This is a genomic window from Aureibaculum sp. 2308TA14-22 (assembly GCF_040538665.1).
Taxonomy (GTDB): Bacteria; Bacteroidota; Bacteroidia; order Flavobacteriales; family Flavobacteriaceae; genus Aureibaculum.
Genome location: NZ_JBEWXT010000001.1, coordinates 2436557 through 2450400 on the forward strand (window position 1 = coordinate 2436557; position 13844 = coordinate 2450400).

General features: G+C 32.9%; 11 protein-coding genes. 4 read left to right on the forward strand and 7 right to left on the reverse strand.

Annotation, left to right across the window (positions count from 1 at the left end):
- Nucleotides 1-8: 8 nt before the first annotated feature.
- From U5A88_RS10895 to hemA, 6 genes are read right to left on the reverse strand one after another with little or no spacing between them, the layout of a single operon-like run.
- Nucleotides 9-506 (reverse strand): DUF6973 domain-containing protein, encoded by a 498-nt coding sequence (locus U5A88_RS10895; RefSeq protein WP_354206359.1) that lies wholly within the window; start codon nt 504-506, stop codon nt 9-11.
- Nucleotides 506-1531, reverse strand: a complete 1026-nt coding sequence (gene hemE, locus U5A88_RS10900; protein ID WP_354206361.1) for a uroporphyrinogen decarboxylase — start codon at nt 1529-1531, stop codon at nt 506-508. The genes U5A88_RS10895 and hemE overlap by 1 nt, the downstream gene beginning before the upstream one ends.
- A 57-nt stretch (nt 1532-1588) precedes the next feature.
- Nucleotides 1589-2884, reverse strand: a complete 1296-nt coding sequence (hemL, locus tag U5A88_RS10905; protein WP_354206363.1) for a glutamate-1-semialdehyde 2,1-aminomutase — start codon at nt 2882-2884, stop codon at nt 1589-1591.
- 53 nt (nt 2885-2937) lie between these two features.
- Nucleotides 2938-3897, reverse strand: coding sequence for a porphobilinogen synthase (hemB, locus tag U5A88_RS10910; RefSeq protein ID WP_354206365.1), 960 nt, complete (start codon nt 3895-3897; stop codon nt 2938-2940).
- A gap of 1 nt (nt 3898) precedes the next feature.
- Nucleotides 3899-5485, reverse strand: coding sequence for a hydroxymethylbilane synthase (gene hemC / locus U5A88_RS10915; RefSeq protein ID WP_354206367.1), 1587 nt, complete (start codon nt 5483-5485; stop codon nt 3899-3901).
- Complete coding sequence (gene hemA, locus U5A88_RS10920; RefSeq protein WP_354206369.1) at nt 5485-6735, reverse strand: glutamyl-tRNA reductase; 1251 nt, start codon at nt 6733-6735, stop codon at nt 5485-5487. Before hemA ends, hemC begins: the two co-directional genes overlap by 1 nt.
- 203 nt (nt 6736-6938) lie before the next feature.
- Between hemA and U5A88_RS10925 the strand changes: the two genes are divergently transcribed.
- Together U5A88_RS10925 and U5A88_RS10930 are read left to right on the forward strand one after the other, a co-directional pair.
- The gene (locus U5A88_RS10925; RefSeq protein WP_354206371.1) at nt 6939-7811 is read left to right on the forward strand and encodes an AraC family transcriptional regulator; all 873 of its coding nucleotides are present in this window, start codon (nt 6939-6941) and stop codon (nt 7809-7811) included.
- Nucleotides 7812-7886: 75 nt separating this feature from the next.
- Nucleotides 7887-8393, forward strand: coding sequence for a TrmH family RNA methyltransferase (locus U5A88_RS10930; RefSeq protein WP_354206373.1), 507 nt, complete (start codon nt 7887-7889; stop codon nt 8391-8393).
- 118 nt (nt 8394-8511) lie between these two features.
- On the opposite strand, the gene U5A88_RS10935 is transcribed toward U5A88_RS10930, so the two are convergent.
- Entirely contained in the window at nt 8512-12012 is a 3501-nt protein-coding gene (locus tag U5A88_RS10935) for a TraB/GumN family protein (RefSeq protein ID WP_354206375.1), read from the reverse strand.
- A gap of 336 nt (nt 12013-12348) precedes the next feature.
- Here U5A88_RS10935 and hemH point away from each other — a divergent pair, with 336 nt between their 5' ends.
- Together hemH and U5A88_RS10945 are read left to right on the forward strand one after the other, a co-directional pair.
- The gene (gene hemH / locus U5A88_RS10940; protein ID WP_354206377.1) at nt 12349-13380 is read left to right on the forward strand and encodes a ferrochelatase; all 1032 of its coding nucleotides are present in this window, start codon (nt 12349-12351) and stop codon (nt 13378-13380) included.
- A gap of 65 nt (nt 13381-13445) precedes the next feature.
- Nucleotides 13446-13823 carry a four helix bundle protein gene (locus U5A88_RS10945; protein WP_354206379.1) on the forward strand — a complete coding sequence of 126 codons (378 nt, stop codon included), beginning with the start codon at nt 13446-13448 and terminating at the stop codon, nt 13821-13823.
- Nucleotides 13824-13844: the final 21 nt, after the last annotated feature.

A 13844-nucleotide genomic window follows, 5' to 3' on the forward strand; every position in this document is an offset into this window, starting at 1 on the left:
TTACAAAATCAATGGTCAAGTTTTTCAATATAGACTAAATTATTACTATTCTTTTTAATCTCCTCAGTTGAATACACGAGTTTGGCGTCTGCCACTTTTTCAATTAAAACATCAATAAATTGCTGTGTCTCTCTTTCATCATTTTGAATAAATATTTTTCTACCAACATGATTATTGTGCGAGTCCATTTCTCTTTCTAACGGCTCATTTGGCGAAAATTCTTCGTGCCAATCAGTTATTTTTTGGGCAAAGCGAATAGCCTTTCTTGTATTTCCTCTCCATCTTGAGCATTTTTTTGCAATTAAAATATTCCAGAGTGCATGTCTAAAAGCATTGGTAACATTATTTTTATGATGTAGTTTCCCATATAATTGGTCAGAAACTTTTACTGTTTGATAGGTTGCCAATAGAGTTGGAATAAAGTTTAATGGATGCCTAATAAATAATAGAATAAATGACCAAGCATTACCCTTATTTACTAATTTTATGAACTCTAATTTATCCATTAACTATTATATTCTTTAACAGCTTCAATGAAGGCTTTTGCATTATCTAACGGAATGTTAGGTAAAATTCCATGCCCCAAATTTACAATATATTTATCTTTACCAAACTCATTTATCATCTGGTGCACCATCTTTTTTATAGTAGCTGGTGGGGACAATAATCGTGATGGATCAAAATTACCTTGAAGCGTAATTCTTCCACCAGACAAGTAACGTGCGTTTTTTGCTGTGATTGTCCAATCAACCCCTAAGGCACTTGCATTAGATTTTGCCATTTCATGTAATGCAAACCAACACCCTTTACCAAATGCAATGACCGGAGCATCATCTTTTAATGCCTCTATTATTTGATTGATATATTGCCAAGAAAACTCTTGATAATCAGTGGGTGATAACATTCCACCCCAGGAATCAAAAATTTGAACTACATCAACACCTGCCTTTACTTTTGCTTTTAAATAAGCTATTGTAGTATCTGTAATTTTTTGCAATAGTTGGTGTGCAGCTAACGGTTGTGTAAAACAAAATGCTTTTGCTTTATCAAAGTTTTTACTCCCTTGACCTTGCACCACATAGCACAAAATTGTCCATGGAGAACCCGCAAAACCGATTAATGGAATATCATTATCCAACAATTCTTTGGTCGCTTTGATTGCTTTATATACATAATCCAATTCCACATTTACATCAGGTACAATAACTTCATCAACTCCCTTTTGGTCTCTCACCGGATTTGGTAAATAGGGTCCAAAATTCGGTTTCATTTCAACCTCAATATTCATAGCCTGTGGTATTACCAAAATATCACAAAACAAAATGGCAGCATCCATGCCATATCTTCTGATGGGCTGCACTGTGATTTCACTTGCCAATTCGGGTGTACGACATCTTGTAAAAAAATCGTATTTCTCGCGAATAGCTATAAATTCCGGTAAATATCTACCCGCCTGACGCATCATCCAAACAGGTGGACGGTCAACAGTTTCACCTTTTAAGGCTCTTAAAAATAAGTCGTTTTTTATCATTATTCTGCTTGAAGACTAAAACTTATCAGGTTTTGAAAACCCACCGTTTCATTCGGTTTATTTAAAATTATTTGCCACGCTTTCCATGGCTTTATCAATTGCTTTTTCTGTTTTTAATAGATTTTTTTCGCTTAAAGCTGATGACAAAAACCATGCTTCAAATTGCGAGGGAGGTAAAAATATACCATTTTTTACCATTTCCCAGAAAAATACAGCAAATTTTTTGGTATCGGATTGTTGTGCTTCTTCAAAATTAGTTACGTTGCCTTTCTTAAAAAAAGGATTAATCATTGAACCAAAACGATTTACTTCAATATCAACGTCGTATTTTTTTGCTTTCTCTTTTAAAAAGTTCTCTATTTTTTCAGCAACCTCATCAAATTTCTGATATGGGTTTTGTTTTTTCAATTCGGTTAACGTAGCAATTCCTGCAGCCATGGCGATAGGGTTACCGCTTAAGGTTCCTGCTTGATACATAGCACCCAAAGGAGCCACCATTTCCATAATTTCATTTCGTGCTCCATAAGCTCCTACCGGAAAACCACCACCAATTACCTTACCCAAACATGTAATATCAGCTTCGACACCTAATAATTCTTGGACTCCTCCAAATTTTGAACGGAAACCCGTCATTACTTCATCAGCAATCAGTAACGCATTTTTAGAGGCTAAATATTCTTTTAATTTAATTAAAAAATTATCTTGTGGTAACACCACACCCATATTCCCCGCAATAGGTTCAATAATTACACCGGCGATATCATCATGCTTTTCAAAATGTGCTTTAACACTATTTAAGTCATTATAATTAGCAATCAACGTATTTTTTACCGCCCCTTCGGGCACTCCTTTGCTTCTAGGCAGACTCAACGTAGCTAAACCTGAACCCGCAGCAACCAATAAAGCGTCAGAATGACCATGATAACAACCTGAAAATTTAATGATTTTATCTTTACCTGTATAAGCTCGTGCCAGACGCAAAGCACTTAAAACGGCCTCCGTCCCTGAGTTTACAAAACGCACTTTATCCATTCCAGGAAAAGCATTACAAACTATTTTAGCAAGTTTAATTTCGTTTTTGGTTGAAGCCCCAAAAGTATAGCCATTTTTTAAGGCTTTTTTAATTGCCTTTTCAACTTTTTTATGTCTGTGTCCCAAAATAATTGGGCCATAAGACAATACATAATCTATATAGTTATTACCATCAACATCCGTAATTTTTGTGCCTTTTGCCTTCTTGATAAATAGCGGATTACCGCCGACAGAAGCAAATGCCCTCACGGGTGAATTTACCCCACCAACTAAGTGCTTTTGTCCCTTTTTATATAGTTTTTCTGAATTTTTGTAATTCATTCTTTGTCAGTATTTTAACCCCGAAAGGATTTAGAACCCTTTCGGGGTTGTTCTTAGTTAAGTCTTTTAGCAGCCTCTTTTGCAAAATAGGTAATGATAATATCTGCTCCTGCTCTTTTCATGGACAATAAGCTTTCTAGCATTACGCTTTCTTCATCAATCCAACCTTTTTGCCCAGCAGCTTTTATCATGGCGTACTCGCCGCTTACATTATAACAGGCAATTGGCCTATCAAAATTATTCTTTAGATCGCGAATAATATCTAAATATGATAATGCTGGTTTTACCATTAATATATCTGCCCCTTCTGCATCATCAAAAGTGGCTTTTCGTATTGCTTCATCTCTATTAGCGGCATCCATCTGATAGCTTCTCCGATTTCCAAAACTTGGGGCGGAATCTGCTGCATCTCTGAAAGGACCATAATATGCCGATGCATATTTTACAGAATAGGCCATAATCGGTAAATCTGAGAATCCTGAATTATCAAGAGCTTCTCTAACCATAGCAACGGTACCATCCATCATTCCAGAAGGGGCAATCATATCAGCACCTGCCTTTGCATGTGATATGGATTGTTTGGCAATATTTACCAATGTGGCATCATTATCAACATCGTTATCCTTTAAAATTCCACAATGCCCATGAGAAGTATATTCGCAAAAACAAACATCAGTAATCACATATAAATCAGGATAATTCTTTTTGATAAAACGAACTGCCTTTTGAACAATACCATCATCGCTCCAAGTTTCTTTACCTTCATCATCTTTTTCTGATGGAATACCAAATAATAAAACTGCGGGAATATTAAGGTTAACTACCTCGTCTAACTCTTTTGAAACTCTATCTAAAGAAAAACGTTTAATTCCTGGCATGGAAACAATCTCTGTTTCGATATTTTCACCTTCTTCAATGAATAGCGGATAGATTAAATCATCAACCGATAATTTAGTTTCTCTTACCAACCTGCGAATGTTATCAGATTTTCGAAGTCTTCGTGTTCTATACATGTTACTGCGATTTTACAAAGTGTAAATTTGCCAATTCTATAACACTTTCTATTGTGGGTACTTGTGCAACTTTCACTTCTTTAAAATGTTTTCTTGCCTCTGATGCTGTGGTTTCTCCAATACAAAAAGCAATTCCAACTGGATCATTTCCTTGAATATAACTTTGAACAGTAGATGGACTGTAAAATAAAATTCCATCCGTATTGTCCCTAACCTTTTGTGGACTAAACATCGTTTTATACGCCTCCACTTCATTTACTTCTACATCATTTTCTGCTAAAAAATTTGGCAGCTCATCCAAACGCAAACTACTTGTAAAATAGGTAACCTCTTTCCTTTTTATATCTTCAAGTAAAAGTGGGGCTAATTTCTTTGCGTTTTTAGCCGTCAATTTTACGGAGCCAATTTTTTTCTCAACCAATGCTTTGGTTCTACGACCTACGCAGTAAATATTTTTAAATTGTAACTCGGACAAAGAAAAATTAGTTGCCAATGATTCCACTGTGTTCTTACTGGTAATTATTACATTTTCCAATTCACTTTTTAGTACTGGTTGCGGAATTCTACTAAACCTAATTTTAATAAAATCACTATCGGTAACACTAATATCTTCATGAACCAACTTGGACTGTGAAACTGTTAATTTTTTAGTAGAACAAATTTTGAACTTCTTTTCAAATTTATCGTAATTGGGCATCAACTTTTTACCCCCTCTTTTGATGATGATTTCAGCGGTATCTTCAGCCAAATACCTATGCTTCCTTAGTTTTACAGTCTTGTTTACTTCTTTCTTACTAGTTCCATCCTCACTTAAAATAATTCCTTTCAGGGTAATTTCTTCGTCGTTAATGTAACATAGTGCACCAATAGGAGCCGAACAGCCGCCTTCTAATATATTCAAAAACTTGCGCTCTACAGAGGTACAAATTTCCGTTTCCTCATGATTTAATTTTGCACAGGCTTCTTTAGTAAACTCATCTTCTTCAAGAGCTGTCATCATAATAGCTCCTTGTGCAGGAGCAGGAATCATCCAACTTAGGGTTACTATATTTTCTGGTTTTATACCAATACGCTTTAGCCCAGCAGCAGCGAAAATAGCTCCATTCCAATCTTCGTTATCCTTTACTTTTTGTAATCGTGTATTTATATTTCCGCGTAAACCTACTACTTTGTGAGATGGATACCGATATAACCATTGTGCTTTACGTCGTAAACTACCTGTTGCAATAATAGCATCTTTTTGAGCTAGAAATTCCTCATTGTCTTTAAAAACCAATACATCTTCTGAAGGGCCTCTTCTCAATACTGCAGCTTGAATAATACCTTCGGGCAGAATTGTTGGAACGTCTTTTAATGAATGTACCGCTATGTCAATTTCATGATTAAGCATGGCGATATCTAAATTACGCGTAAAAACTCCTGTAATTCCCATTTCATAAATGGGTTTATTCTGCACTAAATCTCCCGTGGCTTTAACCGGTATTAACTCCGTCTTATAACCTAAATATTCTAATTGTTCTTGTACGGTTTTTGCTTGCCACATCGCGAGTTCACTATCGCGTGTGCCTATTCTAATTACCTTCTCCATTATGATTCATTCAGTTGAAAAACCTTTGAAATTAGTGCAATACTTTCGTCGGAGGAGGAATCATTATCTTTTAAATGATTAGCAAATTGCTTCGTTATTTTCTGAACTATTCTATCCGACAACAATTGAGCTTGTTGTTCATTAAAATCAGATACTTTTTTACGTTGATAATCAATCTCTTCTAATTTAATCTCTTCCAATCGCGATTTTAAGGCTTTTATTGTTGGAGCAAATTTACGTGTTTCTAACCAAGCCTTAAATTCTTTTTTTACGTCTTCAATAATACCTTCGGCTATTGGAATTTGTGATTTTCTTCTTTTTAACGTACTATCAGTAATTTGCGAGAGATCATCTAAATGAACCAAATTCACATTTTTCAATTCAAGCACATCATTAGATACATTTTTAGGAATTGACAAATCTAAAATCAACAACGCCTTATCCTTAGAAAGGATATCTTTAGATACTGTTGGATGTTCAGCACCAGTAGCTACGATTAAAATATCAGTTTTTTTGATTTCGTTTCTCAAATCGGAATAATCAGCCACGGTAACATCAAACTTACCTGCTACTTCCAATGCCTTTTCTTTGGTTCTATTCACCAAAGTAATATTTTTATTATGTGTATGCTTTACAAGATTATCACAAGTATTCCTACCTATTTTACCTGTTCCAAATAACAATATATTCTTATTTGAAATTTGCTCGGTGGTGTTTAAGATAAATTGTACAGAAGCGAAAGACACAGAAGTTGCTCCCGAACTAATTTCTGTTTGTGTTTTTACCCGTTTACTTGCAATAATTACGTTATTTACCAAACGCTCTAAAAAAGCATTTAATAAATTTAAGTTTTTAGACGCTAATACACTTTTTTTTAACTGACCAATAATTTCAAAATCGCCCAAAATTTGACTTTCCAGCCCAGTTCCTACACGGAAAATATGGTTAATTGCATCATTATTTTTATAAATGAATGCCACTTTTTCAAATTCTTCAACTGTTCCGTTTGAATGTTTACAAAGCAATTTAATTAGTTGAAAAGGGTGTGCAACAAAGCCATAAATTTCGGTTCTATTACATGTAGAAATAACAATAATTTCATCAATACCGTCTTCTGAAGCTTCTTTTAATAAATTTAGCCTAGTTGATTCAGTTAAACTAAAACGACCCCGAATTTCGGCATTGGCTTTTTCGTAGCTCAAGCCGATACAATAAAAAGAATGATGTTTAGAGATGTTATAACGTTGCATAATCTTTAGGTCGGAAGCAAAAATAAAATTAGTAACTTAAAAAAAACAACGCCAAAAGGGTTTTTTATATCGCTATACGTTTTTTACTTGCTTTTAAAGTATCAAATTAACTATAAACCCTATATTTGCTAACATTATGATATTTCAATCTTATCAATTTAGAACAATTCTAAATAATAAAATTTTAACAGATGCCTAAAATTATGTTAAAAAATAACGCCAAAAGTTCTCTACAAAAAAATGAAGTTGAGTCTGGTATATTGTTGCTAAAATCTCAAAATGAAAGCAATGATATTCAAATAGTTACCCACCGAACAGACAGTAGTTATATTCAATTTCATTTCTGTTTAAAAGGAGCTTCAAAATTCTTATTTAACAATGGTAATTACAGTTTTGATGTAGCTGATGAAAATTCATTATTACTCTACAATCCTCAAACCGATTTACCCCTAAATTTAGAACTAGCCGCAAAATCTTGGGTTATATCACTATTTATATCCATAAAAAAATTCCATTCGCTATTTTCAGAAGAAGCAGATTTTATTCATTTTTTAACCGATGACAACAGGGGCAAAAAATACTACGATACTAAAGCGATATCTCCAGCAATATCTGTTGTCCTTAATCAAATGGTAAACTTTAACATAAATAGTTCAGTTGAAAAGTTGTATTTAAAAGGTAAAATATATGAATTACTGAGCCTATATTTTAATCATGGCGGAGAAGCAGACATTGAACAATGCCCTTTTTTAGTAGATGAACAAAATGTACTTAAAATCAGGAAAGCGAAAGACATTATTATTGCCAATATGACGGAACCTCCAAGTTTACAGGATCTGGCCAATGAGGTAGAACTCAATTTAAAAAAACTTAAAACAGGGTTTAAACAAATATATGGTGATTCCGTGTATAGCTTTTTGTTTGACTATAAGATGGAGGTAGCTCGTAAATTATTGGAAACCAATCAATACAATGTGAATGAGGTGGGTTTAAAAGTTGGTTATAGTACCTCCAGCCATTTTATAGCCGCTTTTAAGAAAAAATACGGGACGACACCGAAGAAGTATAAAAAATAGCCCTCCCGATAGCCATCAGGACTAAATCCTTCCACAAGGGAAGGACTTCTACTCAGACGTAAAAGAAAACGCCTAATGAAACAACTTACCCATAACGAAATAGACAACAAGCAACAGAAATTTCCGATAACCATTGTTTGTGATGCAATTAGAACACCCGAAAATATTGGAATGTGTTTTAGGATTGCAGAATCTTTTGGCGTTGAAAAGATATATATTCACGAGAATTCGATAGGTTTAGAAAACAGAAAAGTTAAAAAAACAGCAAGAAATACAATACATCAAATTGAACATGAAAGATATGGCGATTTTAACAAGCTGATATCAAACCTTAAAAATGACGGGGTTTTTATTGTTGGTCTTGAAATTACCGATAAGAGCAAAAAAATTCAAGATTTTGATTTTAAAAAATATCCTAGAACAGCTCTAATAGTAGGTAGTGAACGAAACGGAATTTCTGATGTAAACTTGTTAGACCAAAGTGTTGCCATCCCCATGTATGGAAAAAACTCTTCAATGAATGTAATTCACAGTTTAGCTATTGCACTTTATGAAATTACAAATCAATTAGATAAATTTTGAATATTACTCGTCATGCTGAACTCGTTTCAGCATCTCATTACCATTTGATGATTTCAATATTATTGAAAACGACCCTGAAATCGAAGATTCATGAATTCCATTGAAAAAGAACAGGAAATTAATAATGAATACCTGCAGAAATATCGTTATATTGATTAGGGTTCAATCGCTTTCTCTTTTTATACTTAATCAAATTCAATGCCTCCTTAACCAATTCATTATCAGTTTTAGTATCGTTTAACATGACGCCCCTGTTTGCCGTTATATAATAGGGCTTTGTTTTTATGCTAGTATCTTTCTTTTCAAAAGCAATATAATACAACCAATCTGTGTTGCCATAATCATTCAGATTTTTCAATTTGAAAAAATACACATCTATAGTTTTCTCATCAATTATTATCTTTTCTTTTTTAAAGAAAGAAATTTTATCTTTCTCTTTATCATAATAGGCAGTTGAAAATAACTTGGATTGAGCATATTTTTGTTGAAACTCTTCAGTTTCTAAAACTTTTGGCAATAGCTTGTTCACCTTCAGCTTATCAATCAAAACACTAATATTTTCTATTTTACCGATCGTTTTGTCGTTCAATTTTTTTGGTATGGATAACCTTTCGGACTTTAACAATACATAGTAATCGCTCAAGGCATTTACATCGTTACTTTCTAAAAGCTTAGAATAGAATTGTTTAATATTACTATCCTCTTTAAAAGGGTATAATAGATTAACATAATAGCCCAATAACGATTCAGTAGCGTTGGAATTGCTGTATGAATTTCGATCGGTAAGGCTTCGTTTTAATTCAATTTTAGCATCATTTAAAAGTTGTGCTTTGTATTTTTTATAAATTTTTGGTTTAATTAAACTACTATCTTTAAGTCTAGACAATAAGCTATAAATTGGTTTTTTATATTCTCTTATGCTAGAGTATTTTAAAAGCTCTGGAAACAATTTCTTTTTTAAACGTAAAGAATCTTTTTTATACGGGCTATCAAAAATAGTATTCATTGAATAATTACCTATTGGAAAATCTTTCTCCAATAAATCCAATACCAACTGATATGATTCACTGTTTTTCTTATCGATTAATGCTTTTATAATATCAATCTGCGTTTCCGGTTCGCTATATGATTCTATGTATAACTGCTTTAAAAATGGTGATGTTTTTTCACTTTTTAAGTCCGACAATTCACGTATAATATATCCTTTAGCATATTTTTCGTCTTTAGAGAATTTATATGTTTTTAACATAGAAATCATTGCATCAACATCTTTTTCTGTAAAATTTATCAGATAATGAGCATTGTCGGCAATGCTATCCTTATTTTTAAGTGCTTTAAAATAATCGCCAACTTTATTTTCAAAAACGTCCTTGCCTAAAAGTGTATCTAAAGGGATAAATGTATTGTAAAAAGTTTCAACGAATTTTGAGGAAGTGCTTAAACTGTCTTCCATAGTTTTCAGTTCAAACAATACTCCTTTTTTAAGTATGTTTTTTATTCTAACACGTTTTGCACTTAAACTGTCTTTTGCCAAAAAAGAATAGGTATAAAGCCCATTTTCCTTTTTCTTTTGTTTGTTTGTCAACTTAAATCTGTAGGCATATGATTTATCTACATCACTCCATAAACTATCAATATTGGCGAACATTTGTAAATCGTGATATTTAGTTCGCTTGATACTAATGTTCTCATTGGTTTTAGAACTGTATTGCGTAGTTTTTGTTTTTGCTTGGTAAGGTTTCTCTTTTACGCCTCCACCGTAAAAATTCATAGGAAATGGTGGTTTGGTATTTGTTTTTACCGTAAAGTAAAGAGCAGTATCCTGTACTTGTTTAAATTCATCTTTATAAATAATATCTTTTAGTGTAAATGAATTAAAATAATTAATACCACTGGTTGTATCCTTTCCAACATAACCCAATAAATAATAAATCTCGTCTTTAACAATACTTTTTAAGGCTAGCTTCACATTGCTTACAGAATCTAAAATAGCTTCAGATTGATAAGTAGCATATTTATTAGAAATATCTTTTCCGTGATCTTGTTTTAATTTTAAGTTTTTATAAAAAGCTTTGTGTATGTATTCTGCTTCAAACTGATCCTCTTCAATATAATTAACATCGTGCAATGGTACTTCTTGCAAAAAGTAATATCCGTTATCGTCATAGGCATGAATCAAGTTTTTACCTGCAATATCAAAACTTTCTGAACTGTAATTTTCCGGTATTTTAATCGAGTACTTTCCAAAACTTGGCGAAAACTCAATATGTTTATTTGAAATCGGTCGGAAAACGATCGAGTTAAAAACGGAATCGGCATGTTTTAAAGCATAGTCGCCTTTACCACCTAACTTAATGATTACTATTTCTAATGGTGTTTTGTATATATGGTATTTCTGATAGTCGTTCTTTTTGGTTTTGTTTAAAATGCTGATACCAGGATAAGGCGAGGTTAATAGTTCTTTTTTGATGATTTTTCCTGGAATGTCTTCATACAGTAAATGGTCGATGTCGTCCAAATCAATTTTAGTACTTCCGTTTGTATTTAGATAATCAAAAGTGTTCATTCTTGTTATTGCCAAATATCCGCCATTGGCCATATCGGTAGCAACATAATATTTTTGATTAAAAAAATTCAATTCTAATAACTTATCAAAACTTAGAATACTTAAAAAATTATCTGGGGTCGACTCTTTTTTTAATGTTGGCTCAACAAAAGTTGATTCCAATTTATTTTTCATTGTCGTTGCCACGGAAGTTCTTCTTGAGCTTAAGGGAGTAACGGTATATCCTTTTCTTCTCAGCATTTCTATTACTCCGTTTTCTCCAGGCAAATGTGCCGCACCTATACCCGTAAAAACAGATTTACGGTTCATTAGTGTGTCTAAAACGTTAACCATATTTTCATTCCGCTGGTATAACATGTATTTTCTAAAATGCTCGGTATTTGTAGCTTCACCAATAGAATCCAGTAAATCTAAATTTCTATCTCTATACGCATCTTCTGTAAGTGTATACATTGGTTTTGTTTCATACAGCTTTCGCAACCACGTGTCTTGTTGCTTTTTCATGGCATTGTAACTTGCCTTTGTAACCAAATAACGCGATTCGTTAAAATCTTCAAGACCCACGACTGGTTTATGATTCTTTTTACCCGCTTGATAGATAAACATATCTAAATATGTTTCTTCTTCAAAATTATCAGAACCCAGCTGCTTTCTGTACAGGTAATTATTAACCAATGAATTGTCTACACGTATAGCACTTCTAAGGGCTAGTTTTTGCGGAAAGGGCAATTCAAATAAAACGGCATAAAAATCCTTATTATAATAATTACGACCACCGTAATAAGACATTCCTGCATTTATCATTTCGTAACTATTTTCTAGCCATTCTGTGGGATCAGACTCTAAAGCCACAACTTCACTTTTTTCTAACGATTTGTAAAAAACATCGTCTAAACGAAAAGCAACTTTACTACTTACGTGCATGGTTCCATATAAATAAGAATCTTTTTCAAGGTTATTCCCTGATATTTTCCAAAGCAGGCTTTGATATTTTTGTTGTGCGGAAAGCACCGTAAAAGAAAACATTAAGGATATAAGAATGATTTTTTTCATGTATTTATTTTTTACAAACATATTGATTACTACAATCAATTAAACCCCTGTTTTAAGGGGGAAATTATTAATATGTTCTTTTAGAGCTATTTAGTCGGTTAAAAACTAATTTTTATAGTGTAATGCAATAAGGCATTATTAATAATACAACAACTGAAAGAGGTTAAATCCTAATAAAGCATAAATATATTTATTAAGCTGAAGATGGCAAATTCAAAATGAGTAAAATGTACCAATCAGTTAGTTAACGGTATTTTTTCAAAAATCTTTTTGATTTACACTTTTTAAGCGGAAATTTAACGAATAATTGTATTTTTGTAAGCCAATTTGTCATCAATGAAGAAAGGAATTTTATTAGTCAATCTTGGCTCTCCAGATAGTACCAAAGTAAAGGATGTTAGAAAATATTTGGATGAATTTTTAATGGACGAACGTGTTATTGACATTCCACGATGGAAAAGATACTTACTGATAAAAGGTATTATTTTAAATACGCGACCAAAAAAATCTGCCAAGGCCTATAAAAAAATTTGGTGGAAAGAAGGATCGCCCTTGGTGGTAATTTCAGAGCGTTTTGCTAAAAAAGTGGCCGAAAAACTCGATGTTCCGGTTGTTTTGGGAATGCGATACGGTTCTATGAGCATTGAAAAGGGTATTGCCGAACTAGAGCGTAAAGGTATTCAAGAAATTTTATTAGTACCGTTATACCCTCATTATGCTATGTCTTCATTTGAAACTGTAGTAGAAAAGGCTAAGGAAATCAATAGAAAAAACTATCCCACCATAAAAATGGATGTGCTACCTGCGTTTTACAATCATCCTAATTATATTGAAGTAATGAGCAGCAATCTGAAACAACATTTATCAGATTTCGATTACGACCATATTTTGTTTTCCTATCACGGTATTCCCGAAAGGCATATTTACAAATCAGATACTACAAATTCGCATTGTAAAATAGATGACTCTTGCTGTAATACAGGCTCAAAAGCACATAGAACCTGTTATAGACATCAATGTTTTGAAACCACAAAAGGTATTGTAAAAACTTTGGGGCTCAAAGAAGGAACGTACAGCGATTCTTTCCAGTCACGATTATTAAAAGACCCATGGCTAAAGCCTTACACCGATTTTGAATTGGAACGTTTGGCTAAAGAAGGCATTAAAAATCTCGCAGTAATTACACCTGCTTTTGTAGCGGACTGCCTAGAAACGCTAGAAGAAATTGCTATGGAAGGCGAACATCAGTTTAAAAGTGCTGGAGGTGAAAAATACAAACACATACCCTGTCTAAACGATAATGACGATTGGGTTGATGTAATGGTAAATTGGGTTAATGAATGGGTTGGTGAGCCGGTTACACTTTGACTGGAGATTAACGAATAACGAGTGTTGATTGATGAATTTTTCAACAATTTAAGAATTAATTACTTATGAAAACAAGCGATTTAGAAAATAGAGTTATTAATTTTTCGGTTCTTATTATTAACATTTGTGACAATCTTAAAACCAGTTATGCGTCTAATTATTATGGAAATCAACTGATTAGATCTTCTGGAGCATCTGCTCTAAATTACGGCGAAGCAAGGAGTGCCGAATCACCAAAAGATTTTGTTCATAAAATGGGAATTTGTTTAAAAGAACTAAGAGAGAGTTATAATTGTTTACGCATTATAGATAAAGCCAACCTTTATAAAGGGAATCAAAATAAAATGGAAGAAGTGTTGGATGAAAACAACCAATTGATTTCAATTTTTGTTACAAGCATAAAGACATCAAAAAACAATAATTCAAAAGTCAAAAATCGTTAATCGTTGTTCGTTAATCAAATT